The organism is Collinsella aerofaciens, assembly GCF_040920445.1.
In the GTDB taxonomy this organism is placed as follows: Bacteria; Actinomycetota; Coriobacteriia; order Coriobacteriales; family Coriobacteriaceae; genus Collinsella; species Collinsella aerofaciens_BH.
Genome location: NZ_JBCOTQ010000021.1, coordinates 1 through 20977 on the forward strand (window position 1 = coordinate 1; position 20977 = coordinate 20977).

General features: G+C 61.5%; 18 protein-coding genes. 5 read left to right on the forward strand and 13 right to left on the reverse strand.

Features of this window, described 5'->3' with window-relative positions; all coding sequences use genetic code 11:
• The 6 genes from AB5405_RS04840 to AB5405_RS04865 form a co-directional block, all read right to left on the reverse strand.
• Nucleotides 1–144 (reverse strand): ATP-binding cassette domain-containing protein (locus AB5405_RS04840; RefSeq protein ID WP_368137776.1); only part of this gene is annotated, 144 nt, incomplete at its 3' end.
• Nucleotides 145–156: 12 nt separating this feature from the next.
• Nucleotides 157–1017, reverse strand: a complete 861-nt coding sequence (locus AB5405_RS04845; RefSeq protein ID WP_271748688.1) for an ABC transporter ATP-binding protein — start codon at nt 1015–1017, stop codon at nt 157–159.
• Nucleotides 1007–2086, reverse strand: a complete 1080-nt coding sequence (locus AB5405_RS04850) for a branched-chain amino acid ABC transporter permease (RefSeq protein ID WP_368137758.1) — start codon at nt 2084–2086, stop codon at nt 1007–1009. The genes AB5405_RS04845 and AB5405_RS04850 overlap by 11 nt, the downstream gene beginning before the upstream one ends.
• Before the next feature lie 9 nt (nt 2087–2095).
• Nucleotides 2096–2977, reverse strand: coding sequence for a branched-chain amino acid ABC transporter permease (locus AB5405_RS04855; protein WP_368137759.1), 882 nt, complete (start codon nt 2975–2977; stop codon nt 2096–2098).
• A 139-nt stretch (nt 2978–3116) separates the two neighbouring features.
• Nucleotides 3117–4304 (reverse strand): ABC transporter substrate-binding protein, encoded by a 1188-nt coding sequence (locus AB5405_RS04860; protein ID WP_368137760.1) that lies wholly within the window; start codon nt 4302–4304, stop codon nt 3117–3119.
• Nucleotides 4305–4575: 271 nt separating this feature from the next.
• On the reverse strand, nt 4576–4929 hold the full coding sequence (locus AB5405_RS04865; protein WP_368137761.1) for a type 1 periplasmic-binding domain-containing protein: 354 nt from the start codon (nt 4927–4929) through the stop codon (nt 4576–4578).
• A 184-nt stretch (nt 4930–5113) separates the two neighbouring features.
• Here AB5405_RS04865 and AB5405_RS04870 point away from each other — a divergent pair, with 184 nt between their 5' ends.
• On the forward strand, nt 5114–6457 hold the full coding sequence (locus AB5405_RS04870) for a homoserine dehydrogenase (protein WP_195568612.1): 1344 nt from the start codon (nt 5114–5116) through the stop codon (nt 6455–6457).
• Between the two features lie 217 nt (nt 6458–6674).
• The gene (locus tag AB5405_RS04875; RefSeq protein WP_368137762.1) at nt 6675–7424 is read left to right on the forward strand and encodes an SDR family NAD(P)-dependent oxidoreductase; all 750 of its coding nucleotides are present in this window, start codon (nt 6675–6677) and stop codon (nt 7422–7424) included.
• A gap of 467 nt (nt 7425–7891) precedes the next feature.
• Here the strand turns inward: AB5405_RS04875 and AB5405_RS04880 are convergent, their stop codons facing one another.
• Nucleotides 7892–9454 carry a cation:proton antiporter domain-containing protein gene (locus tag AB5405_RS04880; RefSeq protein ID WP_368137763.1) on the reverse strand — a complete coding sequence of 521 codons (1563 nt, stop codon included), beginning with the start codon at nt 9452–9454 and terminating at the stop codon, nt 7892–7894.
• A 184-nt stretch (nt 9455–9638) separates the two neighbouring features.
• On the opposite strand from AB5405_RS04880, the gene AB5405_RS04885 reads away from it, so the two are divergent.
• Together AB5405_RS04885 and AB5405_RS04890 are read left to right on the forward strand one after the other, a co-directional pair.
• Nucleotides 9639–13385 (forward strand): phosphoribosylformylglycinamidine synthase, encoded by a 3747-nt coding sequence (locus AB5405_RS04885; protein WP_368137764.1) that lies wholly within the window; start codon nt 9639–9641, stop codon nt 13383–13385.
• A 99-nt stretch (nt 13386–13484) separates the two neighbouring features.
• Nucleotides 13485–14459, forward strand: a complete 975-nt coding sequence (locus AB5405_RS04890; protein WP_368137765.1) for a DMT family transporter — start codon at nt 13485–13487, stop codon at nt 14457–14459.
• 60 nt (nt 14460–14519) lie between these two features.
• Here the strand turns inward: AB5405_RS04890 and AB5405_RS04895 are convergent, their stop codons facing one another.
• The 4 genes from AB5405_RS04895 to AB5405_RS04910 form a co-directional block, all read right to left on the reverse strand.
• Nucleotides 14520–15662, reverse strand: a complete 1143-nt coding sequence (locus tag AB5405_RS04895; RefSeq protein ID WP_368137766.1) for a GGDEF domain-containing protein — start codon at nt 15660–15662, stop codon at nt 14520–14522.
• Nucleotides 15663–15850: 188 nt separating this feature from the next.
• A complete protein-coding gene (locus AB5405_RS04900; protein ID WP_368137767.1) occupies nt 15851–16873 on the reverse strand; it encodes a 2-keto-3-deoxygluconate permease in 1023 nt (340 codons plus the stop codon).
• Nucleotides 16874–17014: 141 nt separating this feature from the next.
• On the reverse strand, nt 17015–17338 hold the full coding sequence (locus tag AB5405_RS04905) for an AzlD domain-containing protein (protein ID WP_055310541.1): 324 nt from the start codon (nt 17336–17338) through the stop codon (nt 17015–17017).
• On the reverse strand, nt 17328–18020 hold the full coding sequence (locus AB5405_RS04910; RefSeq protein WP_138375065.1) for an AzlC family ABC transporter permease: 693 nt from the start codon (nt 18018–18020) through the stop codon (nt 17328–17330). The genes AB5405_RS04905 and AB5405_RS04910 overlap by 11 nt, the downstream gene beginning before the upstream one ends.
• A gap of 126 nt (nt 18021–18146) precedes the next feature.
• On the opposite strand from AB5405_RS04910, the gene AB5405_RS04915 reads away from it, so the two are divergent.
• Complete coding sequence (locus AB5405_RS04915) at nt 18147–18959, forward strand: HD domain-containing protein (RefSeq protein WP_368137768.1); 813 nt, start codon at nt 18147–18149, stop codon at nt 18957–18959.
• Here the strand turns inward: AB5405_RS04915 and AB5405_RS04920 are convergent.
• Together AB5405_RS04920 and AB5405_RS04925 are read right to left on the reverse strand one after the other, a co-directional pair.
• Nucleotides 18956–20161, reverse strand: a complete 1206-nt coding sequence (locus AB5405_RS04920) for an electron transfer flavoprotein subunit alpha (protein WP_117769803.1) — start codon at nt 20159–20161, stop codon at nt 18956–18958. The two genes, AB5405_RS04915 and AB5405_RS04920, sit on opposite strands and share 4 nt — an antisense overlap.
• Nucleotides 20162–20977 carry an electron transfer flavoprotein subunit beta/FixA family protein gene (locus AB5405_RS04925; protein WP_368137769.1) on the reverse strand — a complete coding sequence of 272 codons (816 nt, stop codon included), beginning with the start codon at nt 20975–20977 and terminating at the stop codon, nt 20162–20164. It lies immediately after the preceding gene.

Sequence of the window (20977 nt, forward strand, 5' to 3'; positions counted from 1 at the left end):
CGAGACGGTCTTGAGCGTTGTGGACTTGCCGGCACCGTTGGCACCAATCAAGGCCACGATCTCGCCCTCGTTAACGTTAAAGGAGATGTCCTTGATGGCGTGGATGGCGCCGTACCAGACGTTGATGTTGTAGACGGAAAGCATCGGCTCTGCCATTTAGTTCTCCCCCTTATCCTGCTTGCCCAGATATGCCTCGATAACAGCGTCGTTGTTCTGGATTTCCTCTGCCGTGCCCTTGGCGATGACCTTACCAAAGTTGAGCACGCAGATGCCCTCGCAGATGTTCATAACGAGCGACATATCATGCTCGATAAGCATGATGGCAATGCCAAAGGTGTCGCGAATCTTGACGATGTTCTCCATGAGCTCCGCGGTCTCGGACGGGTTCATGCCGGCAGCAGGCTCGTCGAGCAGCAGTAGCTTGGGGTTGGTGGCAAGCGCGCGGACGATCTCCAGACGACGCTGAGCGCCGTAAGGCAGCGATCCGGCCTGCTCGTTTGCCAGATGCTCCATATCAAAGATGGACAGCAGCTCCATGGCGCGCTCGTGAGCAGCCTTCTCGTGCTTCCAATACGTCGGCAGGCGCAGCACGCCCTCAAAGCCGGAGTAACGCTCCTGGTTATGCAGACCGACCTTGACGTTATCCTCCACCGTCATGGTGTTGAATAGGCGAATGTTCTGGAAGGTACGGGCAATACCCATGCGGTTGACCTGGTAGACCGACTTGCCCGAGGTGTCCTCGCCGTCGAGCAGGATGGTGCCATGCGTGGGCTGGTACACCTTGGTGAGCAGGTTGAAGACCGTGGTCTTGCCGGCGCCGTTGGGACCGATCAGACCGGCGATCTCGGTCTTGCCGATAGTCAGGCTAAAGTCGTCGACTGCCTTAAGGCCACCGAACTCAATGCCCAGGTGGATGCACTCGAGTGCAGGGCGTTGGCCCAAGTCGCGGTCGGGAACGATGGCGCCAGAAGGATACGGGACCATCTTGCCCTTCTTGAACTCAAATTTACTGGGCATCGGCTGCCACCTCCTTCTTGGGAGCAAAGCGGTCCTTGACGCGACCGAAGAACGCCTTGAGCTGCGGGTTGTTGGTAAAGATCATGACCAGGATCAGCACGATAGCGTAGATGAGCATGCGGTAGTCCGAGAACTGACGGAGCAGCTCGGGAAGTACCGTGAGCAACGCCGCCGCGATAACGGAGCCGCGCATATTGCCCAGGCCGCCCAGGACCACGAACACCAGGATAAGGATGGACGTATTGAAGTCGAACTTAGTGGCGGAAAGCTGCGAGAAGTTACCGCCGAAGAGAGCTCCGGCAGCACCGGCGAGGGCAGCGGAAACCACGAAGGCGATCATGCGGTACTGGGTGACGGAGATACCCACGGACTCGGCTGCAATCTTGTTGTCGCGCACGGCCATAATGGCACGGCCGGTACGGCTGCGAACCAGGTTGAGCACAATCACGAGCGCGACCATAACCAGGATTGCGCCGGCGAGGAAGGTCGAGTAGGTCGACACGCCTGATGCGCCCTGCGCGCCCTTGATGATGGCGGTGCCGTCCTCGAGCAGATGCAGGTCGTCGATCGTGGAGTTGCCCGTGATGTTAAAGATCACATGCAGGCCGCGGGAGTCGACGCCCACGATAAGGCAGGTGACGATCTCTTTGATGATCTCGCCAAAGGCCAGCGTCACGATAGCCAGGTAGTCGCCGCTCAGGCGCAGGACCGGAATGCCGATCAAGAAGCCCAGGATGGCGGCGGCGATAGCACCGACCACGATGCTGATGATAAGGCGCACCGGATCGGAGGGAACGGCGCTCTCCAGCGCGACGGCGGTGACGATGCCCGTGTAGGCACCGACACTCATAAAGCCCGCATGACCCAGCGACAAGTCGCCCGCGATGCCGACGACGAGGTTAAGGGAGATAGCCATGACGATGTAGGCCGTAATGGGAACCAGCTGACCGGCGATCATGCGCGGAATCATGTGGTTAGACTGCATAAAGAACACGATGGCGAACGCCACAAGGCACATGGCGTACGTAACAAAGTCGTGACGCGTCTGCTTGTCTTTAAGAAACTTCATAACGCTCACCTACACCTTCTCGGGGACGTACTTGCCCAAGAGGCCGGCAGGCTTGACGAGCAGGACGATGATCAGAACACCAAAGACGATGGAGTTGGCAAGGCTCGTGGAAATGTAAGCCTGCGCCATCGCCTCGATGATGCCGATGAGAATGCCACCGACAAAGGCACCGGGGATGGAGCCGATGCCGCCGAAGACGGCGGCGTCGAAGGCCTTGATGCCAGGCATGGCACCCGTCGTGGGCTGCAGCACCGGCGAGTAGGAGCACAGGAGCACGCCGGCGATGGCGGCAAGCGCCGAGCCGATGGCAAACGTCATCGAGATGGTGCGGTTGACGTTGATGCCCATGAGCTGAGCGGCGGCCTTGTCCTCGGACACGGCGCGCATGGCCTTGCCCATCTTGGTCTTACCTGTAAAGAACATCAGGCCGGCCATGATAACCAGGCAGGCGACGATGGTGACGAGCGAGACGGCGCTTACGTTGAACTTGGCCAAGAACTCCGGCACCTGGAAGGTGACGAGCGAAGTGAAGTTCTTGGGCGTGGCGCCCCACAGAAGCTGCGCGGCGTTCTGCAGGAAGTAAGACACGCCGATAGCCGTGATCAGAACGGCCAGCGGGCCTGCTTGGCGCAGCGGGTTATAGGCCAGACCCTCGATGAGAACACCGAGGACCGTGCAGACCACACAAGAAAGAATTACAGATGCCCAGCCCGGGAGGCCGAGATACGACGTGGCACAGAACGAGACATAGGCACCGACCATGATAACGTCGCCGTGAGCGAAGTTCAGCATCTTGGCGATACCGTAGACCATGGTGTAGCCCAACGCGATGATGGCGTAGACGCTGCCCATGGACAGGCCGTTGACCAGGTATTGGATAAAGACCGTCATGTTCCACATCCCCCTTTCGAATAGGTTTCCAGTTAATGTATGAAACAGGGACGTTACACTGTCCCTAGATACCAAGCAAGCAGGGAAGGCCAAAACCTCCCCTGCTTGGGATCAAAACCGCTCTATGTAAGGCGGCCAATTAGGCCTGTACGTACTTGCCGTCGGTGATGACGTACGCCGTGGGCTCCTTCTGGACCTGGCCCTTATCGTTCCAGGTGAGCTTGCCGGTCAGACCGTCAACGGTAATCTTGAGCATAGCCTTGGACAGCTTCTCGGCGGCCTCGGTCGGGTCGGCGTCGACACCAAGACCGGCCTCCTTGAGGGCCTCGGCCACCGCGTGCACGCCGTCGTAGGCGTCGGCGGCAAACTGGTCGGGGGTATCGCCGTACTTATCCTTGTAAGCGTTGACGAAGTCGGCGTTCTTCTCGTCGTCGGCGGAGAACGGAGTCATGAGCAGCAGACCCTCAGCAAGAGAGGTGTCGAAGCCCTCAACGCCCAGGATGCCGTCCATGCCGTCGCAGCCCATCATCTTGACGTCGTAGCCCATGTCCTTGGCGTTCTTGAGCAGGACGGACGCCGGCGTGTAGTAGATCGGCGCAAAGATCATGGTGGCGCCGGCCTGCTTGGCCTTGGTCAGCTGGTTGGTAAAGCTCGTGGCGGAGTCGTCCTTAAAGGTCTCCTCGTCAACAATCTCGAGCTTGGACTCAGCGGCCTGGGCCTTAAAAGAATCTGCGATGCCCGAAGAATAGGCGTCGCCGGAGTTATAGAACAGCACGAACTTCTCGTCCGCATACTTCTGCGCCAGGAACTTGGCAGCGTTGACGCCCTGGTTGGGGTCGGTGAAGCAAACCTGGAAGACGCAATCCTTGCCGTCGGTGACGTCCTCGGAGGACGCGGACGGGGTGATCATGAACGTCTTGGGGTCGTTACCGCACTCTGCGGCAACGGCAACCGACGCACCCGTGGTGGTCGGGCCGACGAGGGCCTGCATGCCCCAGTCGAGCAGGGTGTTGAAGGCGTTGACGGCCTTCTCGCCATCGGCCTGGTCATCTTCGGCCTTGCTGGCAAGCGGCAGCTCCTTGGTCGAGAAATCCTTGCAGCCAAGCTCGACGCCCTGGGTAACGGACTTGCCGTAGGACGCGTTGGCGCCGGTCAGCGGTCCGATGGTGCCGATCTTAAAGGAACCGTCGGCCGACGCGGAACCGCTGTCGCCGCCGTTGGAGGAGCAGCCAGCTAGAATGGACATCGCCCCCAGACCTGCTGCGCTCGCGATAACGCTCCTGCGATTCATAACAGGGTTCAATGACTTACCGGTGAGGCTCGACATGCGGCTCTCCTCTCAAATCTCGTCGGGTTTCGGTTACCCGACAGGCCATCCTTCGCCGTGTTCGGCGTTCGCAAAATAGTAGACGCTTTAGTTGAGAAAAGTGGCGATTATTCCAACTTTTCTTTTGTTTTGTCCATTTATCCATATTTGTGCGTATTTCTATCAGTTTATGCAGTTTAGCCACTTTATTGTGTGAAAGTATTGTTTCCGTTCTGTTACAAGCGTCCCTGCCCTGATTAAAACGGCCTCGCCGGTCGCGTTTTGCGCGCACCTAGGCGGCGATGTACTTGCCGTCCTGGATCACATAGGCCGTAGCGGGCTTTTCGACCTGGCCCTCGTCGTTCCACGTGAGCTCGCCAGTCAGGCCCTCGATCTTGATCTTTCGCATAGCCCTGGTGAGCTGATTGGTAAAGCACGTGACGGAATCGTCCTTAAAGGTCTCGGTATCGACGATGTCGAGCTTGGATGCCTTGGCCTGCCTGGCAAAGGCATCGGCAACGCCCGAGCCATACGTATCGCCGGAGTTGTAGAACAGGGCGGTCTTGGCATCCGCGTACTTCTCGGCCAAATACTTAGCGGCGCTCGTGCCCATGGTGGGGTCGGTAAAGCAAACCTTATGGTGCAAACGTTGACAGTTTGTTACGGAGTTCCGTTTGTAGCGAGCATGTTTCCAATGTTTCCGCAGCGTTTCGGGGGTGCCGTTTTGTGCGACTCCTGTTGCCTGGCGAGCACGCGCCCTCGGTTCACGCTAGAATGCACTCAACCTTTAAGCGGTTAATCCATCCATAAGATGCACGAAGGAGCTATCTATGAGCGAACCCCTGCGCACCGTGAACGTCGGTCTGATCGGTCTGGGAACCGTCGGCGGCGGCGTGGCCCGTCTGATCAAGAGCCACCACGATGAGTATCTGGCAGCCTACGGCATCGACCTTAAGCTGACCCGCGCCTGCGCGCTTGCTTGGGAGCAGGCCGAGGCGGCAGGCATTGAGCGCGAGGCCTTTACGAGTGACTGGCACGACGTCGTCACCGACCCCGCCGTCGACATCGTCGTCGAGCTGATCGGCGGCGAGCACCCCGCAACCGAAATCTTCACCACCGCCTTCGAGAACGGCAAGCACGTCGTCTCTGCCAACAAGGCCCTGCTGGGCCGTCATGTCGAGACGCTCGCCGAGAAGGCGCGCGCGTGCGGCGTGCAGATTAAGTGCGAGGCCAGCTGCGGCGGTGGCATCCCCATTGTCAGCACGCTCGAGCACGACCTGGTGGGCAACAAGATCCTGACCATCGCTGGCATTCTCAACGGCACCACCAACTACATCCTGTCGCGCATGGACGCCGAGGGCGCCGATTACGCTGACGTGCTCGCCGACGCCCAGGCAAAGGGCTATGCCGAGGCCGACCCGTCCGCCGACGTCGACGGCTTCGACGCCGCCAGCAAGACGGCAATCCTCGCTTCCATCGGCTTTGGCACCCGCGTGACCACCGACGATGTCTACCAGCAGGGTATCCGTACCATCGGCGCCGAGGACATTGCCCAGGCCCGCGAGCTCGGCTACACCATCAAGCTGCTGGGCATCGCACGCAACACCGAAGCCGGCGTCGACGTCCGCGTGCATCCCACGCTGATCCCCGCCGACCACATGCTTGCCAAGGTCAACGGTGCCATGAACGCTGTCTACGTGGTAGGCGACGCCGTGGGCGAGACCATGTTCTACGGTGCCGGCGCAGGCTCCTTCCCCACCGCGAGCGCCGTCGTGGGCGATATCCTGTCGCTCTCCGAGCAGATCAGCCGCGGCGTGGCTCCGCTGCCCGAGATTGAGCCCTATGGTCACAACCTCGCCTTTAAGCCTATGGACGAGCTCCAGACCAAGTACTATGTGCGCCTGAAGGTCGCCGACCGCGTGGGCGCCCTGTCCGAGACGGTCGACATCTTTGCCAAGCACAACATCTCGATCTCGCTCATCAACCAGGTCGAGGACGGCAAGTCGGGCGTCAGCGATGCCTGCTCGGTCATCTTCCTGACGCACCGCGCACTCGAGAAGGACGTCCAGGCTGCCGCCGCCGAGCTTGCCAGCGTCGACTGCGTGGCCGAGGTCGCCAACGTCCTGCGCATCGAGGACGTCGAGGCCTGGACCGAAGGTGTTATGGCCAACTAATCCAACGCTTGCCTAGCAGCAATACACGCTTTGAGGGCTCCCGTCCGATGTGGGACGGGAGCCCTTTTGTCTCCTGCCCCAAGCACAACGGCAGAGTACATTTGCGCGAACCGCTCATCAGTAACGCGGGCTACCGTTCACCGATATGCAGACGCGACCGATTCCGGCTACCGCTACGCTGTGCTGCGAATGTCCGCCCGCGATGAGAGGAAGCACCATGTTGCTCGAGGGCAAGAAAGCGATCATCACCGGAGGCACGCGCGGTATCGGCTATGCCATCGCCTGCCGTTTTATCGAGGAGGGCGCCGCCGTCACCGTCTTTGGCTCGCGTCAGGAGACCGCCGGTGCGGCCGTTGAGAAGCTGACAGCCGCCTATCCCGACGCCAAGGTCTGGGGCCGCTCCTGCGACCTCACCTCGCTCGAGGCCGTGACCGAGGCCTTTACCCAGGCTGCAGCCGACATGGGCGGCTTGGACACGGTCGTCAACAACGCCGGAATCTCCCAGCGCTCGCCGCTGCTCAACTACACGGCCGAGGAGTTCGCCAAAGTCATGGACCTCAACGTCGTCGCTGTCTTTAACGGTCACCAGGCGGCCGCCAAGATTATGACCGAGGCCGGCCACGGCGGCACCATCACTACCACGAGCTCGATGGTCGCCAAGTACGGCCAGCCCTCTGGCGTCGGCTATCCAACGTCCAAGTTTGCCGTCAACGGCATGGTCCAGTCGCTCTCGCGCGAGCTCGCCCCTATGGGTATTCGCGTCAACGCCGTTGCCCCTGGCGTGACTAAGACTGACATGGTCGCCAACCTGCCCGAAGAGGTCATCAAGCCCATCATCGCCACTATTCCGCTCGGCCGCATGGGCGAGCCCGAGGATGTCGCCAACGCCTTCGTTTTCCTGGCGAGCGACATGTCCTCCTATGTCACGGGCGCCGTGCTCCCCGTCGACGGAGCCGCCCGTTCCTAAAGGTCGCAAGCCACGACTTCGAACCTCAACGAGGCCCAACGCAAAAGGCGCGCTGCCTGCATCAACCGCAGGCAGCGCGCCTTGTTCTATTTGTAAGGGAAGTTGCGTCCCGGTATTTCAGCTCAGAACGGGGCACGGTTTCCCCAGGACCTCCTTGCGGAAACTGCACCCCGTTTTGAACGTCGATTCTGGGACACCGTTTCCGCAATGGGCCTCCTGCGGAAACGGCATCCCACTCCAGGCGCCCATTCCGGGACACAGCTTCCCAACGGTCCCTGTTTCGGAAACCACATCCCATTTTGAACCTTCAGACTGGGACGCGCTTTCCGGCAGGGGTCCAAAGCGGAAACTGCATCCCACTCTGAGTGTCCATTCTGGGATGTGGCTTCCCGATGGGGGCCGATGCGGAAACCGCATCCCGTTCCGAGCCTTCAAAGCGGGACGCGGCTTCCCCGAGAGGGTATCGACTACCTGCCGTCGTCGTCCTGGGCTTCATCGCGCGCGTAGAGCTCTAGCATGCGGCGGCGATATTCGCGCACGGCGAGCTTGGCGCGCTCCAAGCGGCGGCGCTCACGCGGAGTCAGCTCGGACGGGTCAACCTCATCACCATAGGTCTTATCGGCAAGAAGATGCGCCGCGTCCACGATGCGGGCATCGATGTGGCCGCTCGCTGCCTCGGCGGAAAGACGCTCGGCAATCGTATCGAGCGTAGGCAGGCCCTCGAATACGCGACCATGGCCATGCGAAGTCAGCAGCTCGTGCTCACGTGCGAGCAGGCTCGCCAAATCGTGATGGGCGCGCAGGATGTCGAGCGCATCGGATGGATGCTCGGCAACTTCTGCCACGGCGGCGACCGGCGCGGCGTCGACCACGCGGTAGAAGAGCTGCGCGAGCAACGGCATCAAGAACACCGTGATGGCACCGGCGGCAACCATGACCGACGCAATATCTTGCGACAGCGCGCCCGCGTTGACGGCAACGCTCGTAACGGCAACGATGATCGGCAGGGCCGTGGTGCAGTACAGGGCCACGGTAATGCGGCCATACGCCGACACATCGCGCGTCGCAGGACAAATGCTCATGGAAATAAGAATGGGCACGGCACGAATAATCAACAACGCCACGATAAAGCCCACGAGCAGACCCGGGCGCGACGCCACGGCCGTCAGATCGATCTTTGCGCCCGATACGGTAAAGAATACCGGAATCAAAAAGCCGTAGGCCAGGCCATCGAGCTTGGTCTCGAGCGTATGGTTGCCCTCGGGGATGATGTAGCGCAAGACAAAGCCGGCGGCAAAAGAACCCAACACGATGTCGAGATCAAAGACAGCCGAGAACGCCACGAGCGTGACCAGGATGAGCACCGTCAGGCGCACGAAGGTCTGCGACGTGGTATCGGCGCGTTCCTCGACAAACGCAAAGAAGCGGCTGCCGACGCGCTTGGAGCGGCTCGGGACCACGGCCAGCAACACGCAGACCACCGCAAACAAGCCAAGGATTACAAGCGTTTGGATGCCGGTGCGGGCAGACAGCAGCACCGACATGGCAAGCACAGGGCCGAGCTCACCCCAGGTGCCATACGCGAGAATCGAGTCGCCCACGCGCGTGCCGGTGAGCGAGCGCTCACGCATGATGGGCACGAGCGTACCGAGCGCCGTCGAAGTGAGGGCAAGCGTCACGGCGATACCGTCGAAATGACTGACCGAGAACCACGGGGTAAAGCGTACGGCAAGCCAGGCGATACCAAACGTGACGACCCACGTCGCCAAGCCGTAGCGCCCCTCGACGCCCGTGATGCTCTTGGGGTCGATCTCAAAGCCGGCAAGCAGGAACAAGAAGGCCAGGCCCAGCTCGGACACAAGCGAGACCTCGGCATCTACATGGATGACGCCGAGCATATGGGGTCCCAGCACCGCGCCGAGCACGAGCAAAAAGACCGTCTCGGGAACGGGTTTTCCGGGAATCGCCGAGGCGATAAAAGGACTCGCAAAGGCCACGAGTGCGATGATGGCGAGCGAAACGAATGCCATGTGATGCCTTTCTCTTGTTTGCGCTTCACTGTAGCACCCTCGCCGTCCTCAACGCGCCGCGAGCTGTCGTATCATAGTGAGGTTTACAAACATGTGGCTCAAGGCGACCGCAGGGCAGACCCCGCAAACCGACCGCTGCCGCATACCGTACCGTACGCCCAACCGATCAGGAAGGCAGGAACCAATGGTCTCTCGTATCTACGTGGAGAAGAAACCCGGGTTCGACGTCGAGGCTCAGCAGCTCAAGGGCGAGCTGACCGAAATTCTCGGCATCAAGGGCATCGAGGCCCTGAGGATCATCAACCGCTACGACGTCGAGGGCATCGACGAGGAGCTTTTCCGCTCCTGCGTGCCGACCGTCTTTAGCGAGCCCCAGGTCGATGTGACCTACGACGAACTCCCCGCAAGCGATGGCGCCGTCTTTGCCGTCGAGTTCCTGCCTGGCCAGTTTGACCAGCGCGCCGACTCCGCCAGCGAGTGCGTGCAGCTCATCAGCCAGGGTGAGCGCCCCGCCGTGCGCTCCGCCAAGGTCTATATGATCTCGGGCGCTCTGGACGAGGCCGCCATCGAGGCCATCAAGCACTACGTGGTGAATCCCGTCGAGGCCCGCATCGCCTCGCTCGACCTGCCCGAGACGCTGTACATGGAGACTCCCGAGCCCCAGCCCGTCGAGGTGCTCGACGGCTTCCGCAAGCTCGACGAGGCCGGCCTTGCCGCCTTTATCGCCGATCGCGGCCTTGCCATGGACGAGGCAGACATCGCCTTCTGCCAGCAGTACTTCCGCGATGAGGACCGCGACCCCACCATCACCGAGATCCGCGTAATCGACACCTATTGGTCCGACCACTGCCGCCACACCACTTTCGGCACCGTCCTGGACGACGTGACGATCGACGACGCCGTGGTGCAGCAGGCCTTCGACCGCTACATGGAGATGCGCCATGAGCTCGGTCGCGACGCCAAGCCCGTCTGCCTCATGGACATGGGCACCATCGGCGCCAAGTACCTCAAGAAGACCGGCGTCATGACCGATGTCGATGAGTCCGAGGAGATCAACGCCTGCACCGTCAAGGTGAAGGTCGATGTCGATGGCGAGGACCAGGACTGGCTATTCCTCTTTAAGAACGAGACCCACAACCACCCGACCGAGATCGAGCCCTTCGGCGGTGCCGCCACCTGCGTGGGCGGCGCTATCCGTGACCCGCTCTCGGGCCGCAGCTATGTGTACCAGGCCATGCGCGTCACCGGCGCCGGCGACCCCACCGTCCCGGTTTCCGAGACGCTCGAGGGCAAGCTGCCGCAGCGCAAGCTCGTGACTACTGCCGCCGCCGGCTACTCCAGCTACGGCAACCAGATCGGCCTTGCCACCGGTCAGGTCAACGAGCTCTATCACCCCGGCTACGTGGCCAAGCGCATGGAGGTCGGCGCCGTCGTGGGCGCTACCCCGGCAAACCACGTGCGCCGCGAGTGCCCCGCCCCCACCGACAAGATCATCCTGCTGGGCGGCCGCACCGGCCGTGACGGCATCGGCGGTGCCACCGGCTCCTCCAAGACCCAGAACACCGAGTCCATCGAGACCTCGGGCGCCGAGGTCCAGAAGGGCAACGCCCCGGTCGAGCGCAAGCTGCAGCGCCTCTTCCGCCGCGGCGACGCCTGCCGCCTGATCAAGCGCTGCAACGACTTTGGCGCCGGCGGCGTCTCGGTCGCTGTGGGCGAGCTTGCCGACGGCCTGTATGTCGACCTGGACACCGTGACCAAGAAGTACGACGGCCTGGACGGCACCGAGCTCGCCATCTCCGAGTCCCAGGAGCGTATGGCCTGCGCCGTCGCCGACGGTGACGTCGAGGAGTTCATGGGCTACGCCGCCGAGGAGAACCTGGAGGCGACCGTTATCGCCGAGGTTACCGCCGAGCCGCGCATGCGCATGGCCTGGAACGGCGTCGCCATCGTCGACCTGTCCCGCGAGTTCCTCAACTCCAACGGCGCACCCAAGCACCAGGTCGCCCACGTGTGCGCCCGTAGCGTGTGGCAGCCCAGCTGGGCCGGCACCACGCTCGCCGAGCGCATGACCTCGCTCGTCACCGACCTCAACGTCGCTTCCAACAAGGGTCTTTCCGAGCGCTTCGACTCCACCATCGGCGCCGCGACCGTGCTCATGCCCTTTGGCGGCAAGACGCAGCTCACCCCCAGCTCGGCCATGGTCGCCAAGTTCCCCGTGGACGGCGAGACCACCACGGCGAGTGCCATGGCATGGGGCTTCAACCCCTATCTGATGGAGGCCGACCAGTTTGCGGGCGCCTACCTGTCCGTGGTCGAGTCCATCGCCAAGCTCGTGGCTGCCGGCTTTGAGCACAAGCGCGCCTATCTCTCCTTCCAGGAGTACTTCGAGCGTCTGCGCACCGAGGCCGAGCGCTGGGGCAAGCCCACGGCAGCCGTCTTGGGCGCCCTCATGGCCCAAGTCGACCTGGGTGCCGGCGCCATCGGTGGCAAGGACTCCATGAGCGGCTCGTTTGAGGACGAGGCCGGCGAGCTCAACGTTCCGCCGACCCTGATCAGCTTCGCCGTCGCCGTGGGCAAGGCCGCCCGCGCCGTCTCACCCGAGTTCAAGGGCCTCACGCACCGCGTCGTCCGCATCGCCCCCGCCACCTATGGCGAAGACTACCGCCCCGACGCCCAGCAGCTGCTCGCCGCATTTGACGCCGTCGAGGCGCTCACTGCTACCGGCGACGCCCTGGCCGTCTCCACGCCCGGCTACGGCTGCGGCGCCGAGAGCCTCTTCAAGATGTGTGTCGGCAACCAGATCGGTATCGAGCTTGCCGAGGACGTGGACGTGGAGAGCCTCTTCACCCCGCTCTACGGCAGCTTTATCGTCGAGCTCGCCGAGGACGCCGAGCTGCCCGAGGTCGCCGACGGCGTTGTCGTCGAGCCCCTGGGTACCACCGTCGAGGGCTATGTCATCGACACCGGCTCCGAGGTCATCGAGCTCGCCAAGCTCCAGGAGGCCTGGGAGAGCGGCATCGAGGGCGTCTTCGCCTACCGCAGCGCCGGCGAGACCCCCGAGGTCGAGACCATCGACTTCCACGCCAAGGATATCCACGTGTACAGCGGCGCCAAGATCGCCCGTCCGCGCGTGATCATCCCCGTGTTCCCCGGCAACAACTGTGAGTACGACAGCGCACGTGCCTTCCGCGCAGCCGGTGCCGAAGCCGACACCTTCGTGATCAACAACCTCACGCCCGAGGCCGTCGCCGAGAGCACCCACGAGCTTGCCCGCCGCATCCGTGCAAGCCAGATCGTCATGATCCCCGGCGGCTTCTCGGGCGGCGACGAGCCCGATGGCTCCGCCAAGTTCATCACGGCGTTCTTCCGCGCTCCCGAGGTCACCGAGGCAGTTCGCGACCTGCTCAAGGCCCGCGACGGCCTGATGCTGGGCATCTGCAACGGCTTCCAGGCCCTGGTCAAGCTCGGTCTGGTGCCCTATGGCGACATCGTCGACGCCACGCCCGATGCGCCCACGTTGACGTTCAACACCATCGGTCGTCATCAGAGCCGTCTGGTGCGCACCCGCATCTCGTCCAACCTGTCCCCGTGGCTGTCGCAGTGCAGCCTGGACGACCCCTACACCGTCGCCATCAGCCACGGCGAGGGCCGCTTTGTCGCCAATGACGAAGTGCTCACCCAGCTGATCGCCAACGGCCAGGTCGCCACGCAGTACGTGGGCGAGAACGGCAAGCCCAGCATGGATCTCTCCGTCAACCCCAACGGCTCCGCACTCGCCATCGAGGGCATCACGAGCCCCGACGGCCGCGTCCTGGGCAAGATGGGCCATGCCGAGCGTCGCGGCGACAACCTGTACCGTAACGTGCCCGAGCATGTCCCCGGCGATAAGTTCATGCCGATCTTTGAGAGCGGCGTGGCCTACTTCGCTTAAACCTTTCCCATCGGGTACAATCCCTTCGGGTAACAACACCCGCCACCGACACATCCGGTGGCGGGTTCTTTTTTACTTCGCGCATGTAGGAAGGACATCATGGAAAGCCGCAAGCCGTATCTCGCCACCCTGCCCGGACTCATCCTGGGCTGTCTTGTTTGCTGTGCACTCTGGGGATCGGCCTTTCCCTGCATCAAGATCGGCTACGCACTCTTTGGTATCCCGGCGCACGATAGCGCCTCGCAACTGCTCTTTGCAGGTTTGCGCTTCACGCTTGCCGGTATCCTGGTTATCGCCGGTATGAGTGCGGCCCAGCGCCGCCCGCTCGTCCCACAGGTACGCGATATCAAGCCCATCTTTATCTTGTCGCTCTTTCAGACCATCGGTCAGTACTTCTTTTTCTATCTGGGCCTCTCGCGCGCCAGCGCCATGTCGAGCTCCATCATCGAGGCCAGCGCCAACTTCCTAGCCATCCTCTTTGCCGCCCTGGCGTTTCGCACCGAAAAGCTCGATGCGGCCAAAGTGCTCGGCTGCGTACTGGGCTTTGCCGGTGTCGCGCTCGTCAACCTTTCGGGCGCGGATGGCACCTTTGGCTTTACGCTCGACGGCGAGGGATTTATCTTGGCCTCCACTGTTGCGGGCGCCCTGTCGACCTGCCTCATTGGCATCTTCTCGCGCGAGCATGACGGCGTCTTGCTCGCCGGCTGGCAGTTTTTAGTCGGTGGCGTGGTCCTTACCGCCATCGGGTTTTTGATGGGCGGCACGTTGTCCCCCACCGAAATCGCCCCCGCCATCGCGCTCATCATCTACATGGCGCTTATCTCCGCGGTCGCCTACTCGCTGTGGTCCCGCCTGCTCGCCGTCAACCCCGTCAGCCGCGTGTCGGTCTTTGGCTTTATGAACCCGGTCTTTGGCGTGCTGTTGAGCGCACTGCTGCTCGGCGAGGGCGCTGGCACGAGCCCCGTTACCGTCATCGTTGCCCTGTTGTTGGTCTGCGGCGGCATCGTCATCGTCAACAAACCCAAAAAAGCCAAGCGAGCTCGCCTTTTTAGGGAGGGCGTTCGCACACTTTAGCTTAATGGAATACATCGATGAGCTGAGGGCCGCCACGCACGCAAGCGTGCGACCCTTTTCCTAGCGTATCTGGACGCCGGCCTTCTTTTTCTCGGCCTTGACGCGGTAGAGCTCCGCGTCGGCAGCGCGAAGCAAGTCTTGCCAGGTATCGACGCCGTCACCGACCCGTGCGTAGCCGATGGACATCCGCAACAGATACGGCACCTCGGCGCGCGCGAGCTCGTCGTTGATTGCCGCGCACAGACGTATGATGTCCTGTTCCGCCGCTGCCTTTTGGAGCACCACGAACTCATCGCCACCATAACGCGCGATAAAGCCACCAGACGCCGAGCAGACCTCTTTGAGCGCAGCGGATATTACCTGAAGAGCATGGTCACCCTCCACATGTCCATAGCGATCGTTAATCTGCTTAAAGCCGTCAGCGTCCATCATAAGCAGATATACATCTTCGGCCTGATCCACATTTGAGAAGAGCGACAGCATATAGGTCTCAAAACGGTTGCGATTGTTGAGGCCAGTCAACGGGTCGGTCGAGATGAGCTGCTCCCGGCAGATGATATAGAGCAGCAACATGCTAATCATTATGCCGACACAAAGGCCAGGCACCGAGTATACGATCTGAAAGGTACCGCCCACCAGAGCGGGAACCGCAAAAAAGGCGAGGGTGCGATAAATGGCCTTCTTTTGCAGGCTTTCGACTTTTCGAGCCTGAATAAAGGCATGCAAGGACGTATATATGACGTAGCAGTAGCTAACGATAGGCTGAATCATATAAAGCGCTCCGCGACGATATACGCCCCGCGCATCGATATAGAACATAGCGTGCGTCCAGTAGCTGGTAAATGCCAGAACGACCACCAATGCGGTTGGCAACGTTAAAAGTACCACCCTATAGGGCGTGGTCAGGAGCCGTGAGCCCTGCATCGTCTCGGAATAGAAAAACCAAATGAGGCACGCGATGGCGAACAGCGAAAACGAAACCGCGTTGGAAATCCAGTTGGCCGTGATGCCTACAGGAGTGCTCACGCCGTCCGAGAGCGTCCAGATCATATCGAAGAAAATGTAGGCAGCAGACGTGTAGCCCAGCATGCTAAACAAAAGCTGCTGGGTGCTCGAGAACAGGGAGCGACGGCTTCGTACGGCAAGTCCGATAAGAATAATCATGCACAGCAGGAATATCTCGATCTTGAGTGCCTTTACCACTAGACGCCCTCCCTTCAATATCCAAGTGGCCAGAATCGCCCAATTCGAATCTGGGCAACAAACACCCCCTACTCCGCAGGGGTAAGGGGAATAATAGCAGAGCGCCCGAACGTCACTGCAAGACAGCTCTCGTTCGGGCGCTCAAACGGCGCGAGTTGCACGCCGGAATCATTGATGGGTATCGATTGCTACTCGCCATCGATGTCGGTCGCGACAGCCTCTTCGATGGCCTCGACACCGGCAGGCGACAGGTCTTCCTTGCTCTGGCAGAACTTCTTATCGACCCAGCCGGTCAGAATCGGGGCCATGATTGCCGTGATGATGACGGCAGTGGCGATCTGCGCATACGCGGTGGGCGCAAGCTCGGCATAGCGCGGAGCGACCTCGGCGAGGGCGACCGGCGTGGTCATGGCCGTGCCGGCAATGGTGGAACATGCCACAGCCGCCTTACCATTGCCGCCACACAGGCGCTCGAAGGCAAAGGTAATGGGACCGACGATAAAGAGCGTGATGAGGCCCAGCAGGATGCCCGAAATGCCACCGGCGATGAAGCTCGAAAGGCTCATGGACGCACCGAGCTGAAAACCAATTACAGCGATCGCGGGATTGGCGCCGGGAACCAGCAGGTTCTTGATAAACGGGAACAAGTTGCCCAGGACCATGCCGATAACAAGCGGCAGGATGGATCCGATGATGGTGCCGACGGGGATGTTGGCGAGACCCGAAACACCAAGGATGATCATCGTGACGGCGGGGCCGGCCGTAAAGAACAGGATACCGACGGCGCCCTGCTCGGACTCATCGCCGAACTCGCCCATGATGCCCGTATAGAGCGCCATGTTGCAAAACGTGATGCCGCCGATGATAGACACGGAGCTCAGGCCCAGGAAGTTGTCGTTAAAGAAATATGCCATACCCAAGCCAAGGGCCGCCGCGACAACAAGCTTGGGAATCAGCACGACGATGCCGGTCTTGATAGCGCCCGGCGTGGACTTAAAGCTGATGCCGGCACCCACGAAGAGCAGGATCGCAGCGACGATGGTGTTGGAACCGCCGCGGCAGGCGGCGGTAAAGAAGCCACCGATCTCAAAGACCTGCGGGCAGAAGGTATTGAGCAGAAGGCCGACGATCATCGGGTAGATCATGATGTCGCCCGGGATACGCGGGACCTTGAATTTCTTTTGCTCGTTGGCGGTTGCTTCCTGTGCCATGAAACCCCCATTTCCGCTGACGGGGTACAAAAGCCCACGTCACGCTTTGCTACAGTAAAGTTTGACCATGGTACCAGAAGAAGCAGACCGCCTCGGTGAGAAATTCGATTCGTTAGGCCGGGACGATAACGCGTCCTGCTCCTATACGAGGCTCAAAACGATATAGAACACGATGCCCGAAACGCAGCACCACAACATCGACTTTGTCTTGATTGCCACCGCCACGACGCCGGTGGCCGCAATCCAGGGAACCAAGGCAGGCCAGAGTCCCGCGTCGAACGCGCCGGGGTTCACCAAGTCGTTGGCGACCAGCGCGGCAAAGGCAGCGGGCGGGATATAGCCCAGGGCCTCGGTAATGCGGGGCGACAGGGTCCGCCCGCGCAAGGCGAACGCCGGCGCGATGCGAAAGAACGCGATAGCAGCCCACGACGACAGCCACAGAACCAAGAACTCGTTAGCGGGCATCGCGGGCACCTCTTCCGTCAAATACAGCATCGCACGCCAGCGCAATGGCAATGCCGACCACGACGCTTGCCGGCACGGCAATATTCGCGAGGCCCAAGAACTTGCATACGGCGACGGACACCGCGCCCGAAACCGCCGCGACAACGTTACCGCGCGACAGCCGCTGCGAAAAGAGCAGGCAGATAAAGAGCGAGGTGCAGACAAAGGCTGCAATGGCGGTGGGAACATCGACAACGGCGCCGACGATGGCGCCCATCGTACACGAAACGCCCCATGTTGCGATGAGGATCACGTTGAGCACAAAGGACTCGCGCGGGCCCCAATCCTCCCCTTCAACCAACTTGGCAAGCGAGATGCCATATGCCTCCTCGGTAAGTGTCGCGGCAACAGCCAGCGTCTGACGCTTCGAGGCACCCCTCAGATGCGGTGCGATCGATGCCGAGTAAAGCGCAAAACGCGAGGAGATGGCGGCAACGCTCGCGACGATCGATGCTGCAGGCACACCCGCCAGCCACAGGTTGCAGATCATAAACTGGCCGCTGCCCGTCACAAACGTACTGCTTAGAGCAAAGACCATCCAGGGCTCCATTCCCGTCTGCCCCATGATCATTCCGCACGGCGCGCCTATTGCAACATAGGTAAGCATCACTGGCCAGACGGTTCTAACGATTTTGAGCACCATACGTTTCTCATCCTGACAAGGTCTCCGAGCCGCATGTAGCGACACGGCAGAATCATCATCCGGCAGCAACCGAGTTCACCTACAATTGCCACCGGATCGAAAGACACAACTTTTTAGGAAGTCATTATGACAGCTATCGATCGAGACCGGGCGCGCGCGGCCTTCAAAAGCTACACCGATGCCTACAACGCCACCAACCCACGCATCGCGCTCAAAATCGAGCATACGTACCACGTGGCCGAGGCATGCGATGCCGTAGCGCGCGAGCAGGGCTGGTCGTCAGAAGATATTGACCTGGCATGGCTTTGCGGCCTGCTACACGATATGGGCCGCTTTGAGCAGCTGCGACGCTGGGACACCTTTAAGGACGCCGAGAGCATGAGCCATGCGGCGCTGGGCATCGAGGTCCTCTTTGGCGAGAATCCCGCCGATGCACCCGCCACGACAAACATCCGTGACTTTATCGAAACCGGTGCGCATGACGAGCTCATCCGAGCGAGCATCGCCTATCACAGCGACTTTCGCCTGCCGGCACAACTCGACGAGCGTACACGGTGCTTCTGCGATATCGTGCGCGATGGCGACAAGATCGACATTATGCGCACCATCGCCGACAGCACCGTCGATACCATCCTCAAGGTGGATGAGGACGCGTTTCTAGCCAGTCGCTTCTCGGTACCGACGCTTGCCGCCTTTGACGAGCATCGGTGCGTCGCGCGCGACGAGCGCAACGAGCCGGCGGACTACCTGGTGGGACTCATCTGCTTTATGTTTGAGCTCGTCTATCCAGCGAGCCGCACGCTGGCGCGCGAGCAGGGCGATATCTACCGCCTGCTCGACGCGCCCTTTGGCATTACGCGGCCCTTTACCGACCCCGCCACGCAGGCGACTTGGAGCCGCCTTAAGGACGAGATGCGCGACTGGCTGGCGCGCGCCTAGCGCTCAAGCTGGGCCAGCAGCTCCTCGACGACCTCGACGGCATCGCCGACAACCTTGTACTGGGCAGCACCAAAGATGGGGGCATCCGGGTCCTCGTTGATGGCGATAATGCACTCTGCCCCACCGATGCCGGCAAGATGCTGGATGGCGCCCGAAACACCGATACTCACGAGAAGCTTGGGCGAAACCGATACGCCGGTCTGGCCAATCTGATGGCGACACTCCAACCAGCCGGCCTCCACGACAGGTCGCGTGCAACCAAGCTCGGCTCCCAGAGCCTCGGCGAGCCTTCGCATCAGGGGCAGATTCTTCTTGGAGCCAATGCCGCGGCCCACCACGACCAAGCGCTCGGCATCGGCGATCGAGGCCTGCTGCCTCCACTCCTCGGCGGGAATCGAGATCTCGACACGAGCCTTAGCATCATCCGCAAGCGATATCTGGGTGATCGTGCCGGAGCGGTCGTAGTCAAAGTCGGGCGCCTTAAAGATGCCGGGACGAACCGTTGCCATCTGGGGACGATGATTGGGGCAGACGATGGTGGCCATCAGGTTGCCGCCAAACGCCGGACGCGTCTGTTGCAGCAGCCCCGTCTCCGTATCCATCGAAAGTACGGTGCAGTCAGCCGTAAGGCCCGTCTGCAAGCGCACGGCAACGCCGGGTGCCAGTTCGCGGCCAAAAGCGGTCGCACCGTATAGGATGGCCTCGGGTTTGCGTTCGGCTACCAAATCGCAGATCAAGCGGGCGTAGACCTCCGCATCGTTTTGGCGCAGGCGCTCGTCGCGACAGGCCAGGACTTCGTCGGCGCCCGCGCAAACCAGATGCTCCAGGTCGCCGAGAGAACCCTCGGGACCCATACCGATCAGTGCCACCAGACGGCAGTCGCGAGCATCGGCAAGCTCGCGGCCCTTGCCCATAAGCTCATAGGCAACGGGAGTCACCGTATCGTGCTCGTCGGTCTGCGCGAATACCCAAATGTCTCGATATGCATCAAGGTCCACCGCACCAGCGGCCTCGTCACGCTCGATCGAGATAGCGTTGACAGGGCAGGCGTCGACGCACCCACCGCATAGGATGCAGCCGTCGGTTACGCGGGCGCATCGGCTGGGTCGCTCGCCTTCCACTACGATGCCGCCCGAGGCACAGGCGCGAACGCAGCGACCGCAGCCGATACAGGCTTCGCTATCGATAATCAGTCCGCTCATCTATGCCATCCCCTCGATAATCTTGGCAAGCTTTGCCGCCTGCTCGGACGCCGTCCCCTCAACGGCCTCGCACGTTTGGTCACGGTCGGGCACAAACGAGCGCACGACCTGTGTCGGCGACCCGGCAAGACCGCAACGCGCGGGGTCGGCGTTCGCGTCGGCGGCACTGACCACGCGCACGTCCGCCTCCTCCGCCGCGCGAATACCGGCAATACTCGGCATACGCAACTGGCCAATCTCCTTGGCAGTCGTCATCGCGCACGGCATCTCAAGGTACACCGTCTCCTCGCCGGCATCGCATCCGTGAACGAGCGCCAGCGAGCCACAGGTCGTAAAGCCCGCGCTCTGCACGCAGCTCACGTCGGTCACGCAGGGAATATCAAAGGCACCGGCAAGCTCGGGACCAATCTGGGCCGTATCGCCATCCACCGCCATCTTGCCGCAGATGAGCAGGTCGAAGTCCTCGTCGAGCGCCTCGATGCCGCACTTGAGGGCATAGGTGGTTGCCAGGGTATCGGCACCTGCAAAGGCGCGATCGGTCAGCAGCAGCGCATCGTCGGCGCCTCGAGCGATGCAGTCGCGCAGCAGCGACTCGGTCGCGGGGATGCCCATCGACACCACCGTCACGCGCACATCCATGCCAAAGCCGATAAAGTCGTCCTTCAGCGCCAGCGCGCATTCCAAAGCGCTCGCATCAAAGGGATTAATGACCGCCTGCTTGCCATCGCGCACGATGGTATTGGTCTTGGGGTCCATCTTGACCTCGGTGCTGCCCGGCACGGCCTTGACGCACACCACCATATGGAAATCGCTCAT

What these genes read in the sequence shown, in the direction of transcription:
- AB5405_RS04845 (WP_271748688.1), bottom strand. Translation starts at nt 1,017, where the DNA reads ATGCCCAGTAAATTTGAGTTCAAGAAGGGCAAGATGGTCCCGTATCCT.
- AB5405_RS04850 (WP_368137758.1), bottom strand. Translation starts at nt 2,086, where the DNA reads ATGAAGTTTCTTAAAGACAAGCAGACGCGTCACGACTTTGTTACGTAC.
- AB5405_RS04855 (WP_368137759.1), bottom strand. Translation starts at nt 2,977, where the DNA reads ATGACGGTCTTTATCCAATACCTGGTCAACGGCCTGTCCATGGGCAGC.
- AB5405_RS04860 (WP_368137760.1), bottom strand. Translation starts at nt 4,304, where the DNA reads ATGTCGAGCCTCACCGGTAAGTCATTGAACCCTGTTATGAATCGCAGG.
- AB5405_RS04870 (WP_195568612.1), top strand. Translation starts at nt 5,114, where the DNA reads ATGAGCGAACCCCTGCGCACCGTGAACGTCGGTCTGATCGGTCTGGGA.
- AB5405_RS04875 (WP_368137762.1), top strand. Translation starts at nt 6,675, where the DNA reads ATGTTGCTCGAGGGCAAGAAAGCGATCATCACCGGAGGCACGCGCGGT.
- AB5405_RS04880 (WP_368137763.1), bottom strand. Translation starts at nt 9,454, where the DNA reads ATGGCATTCGTTTCGCTCGCCATCATCGCACTCGTGGCCTTTGCGAGT.
- AB5405_RS04885 (WP_368137764.1), top strand. Translation starts at nt 9,639, where the DNA reads ATGGTCTCTCGTATCTACGTGGAGAAGAAACCCGGGTTCGACGTCGAG.
- AB5405_RS04890 (WP_368137765.1), top strand. Translation starts at nt 13,485, where the DNA reads ATGGAAAGCCGCAAGCCGTATCTCGCCACCCTGCCCGGACTCATCCTG.
- AB5405_RS04900 (WP_368137767.1), bottom strand. Translation starts at nt 16,873, where the DNA reads ATGGCACAGGAAGCAACCGCCAACGAGCAAAAGAAATTCAAGGTCCCG.
- AB5405_RS04905 (WP_055310541.1), bottom strand. Translation starts at nt 17,338, where the DNA reads ATGCCCGCTAACGAGTTCTTGGTTCTGTGGCTGTCGTCGTGGGCTGCT.
- AB5405_RS04910 (WP_138375065.1), bottom strand. Translation starts at nt 18,020, where the DNA reads ATGGTGCTCAAAATCGTTAGAACCGTCTGGCCAGTGATGCTTACCTAT.
- AB5405_RS04915 (WP_368137768.1), top strand. Translation starts at nt 18,147, where the DNA reads ATGACAGCTATCGATCGAGACCGGGCGCGCGCGGCCTTCAAAAGCTAC.
- AB5405_RS04920 (WP_117769803.1), bottom strand. Translation starts at nt 20,161, where the DNA reads ATGAGCGGACTGATTATCGATAGCGAAGCCTGTATCGGCTGCGGTCGC.
- AB5405_RS04925 (WP_368137769.1), bottom strand. Translation starts at nt 20,977, where the DNA reads ATGAGCGATTTCCATATGGTGGTGTGCGTCAAGGCCGTGCCGGGCAGC.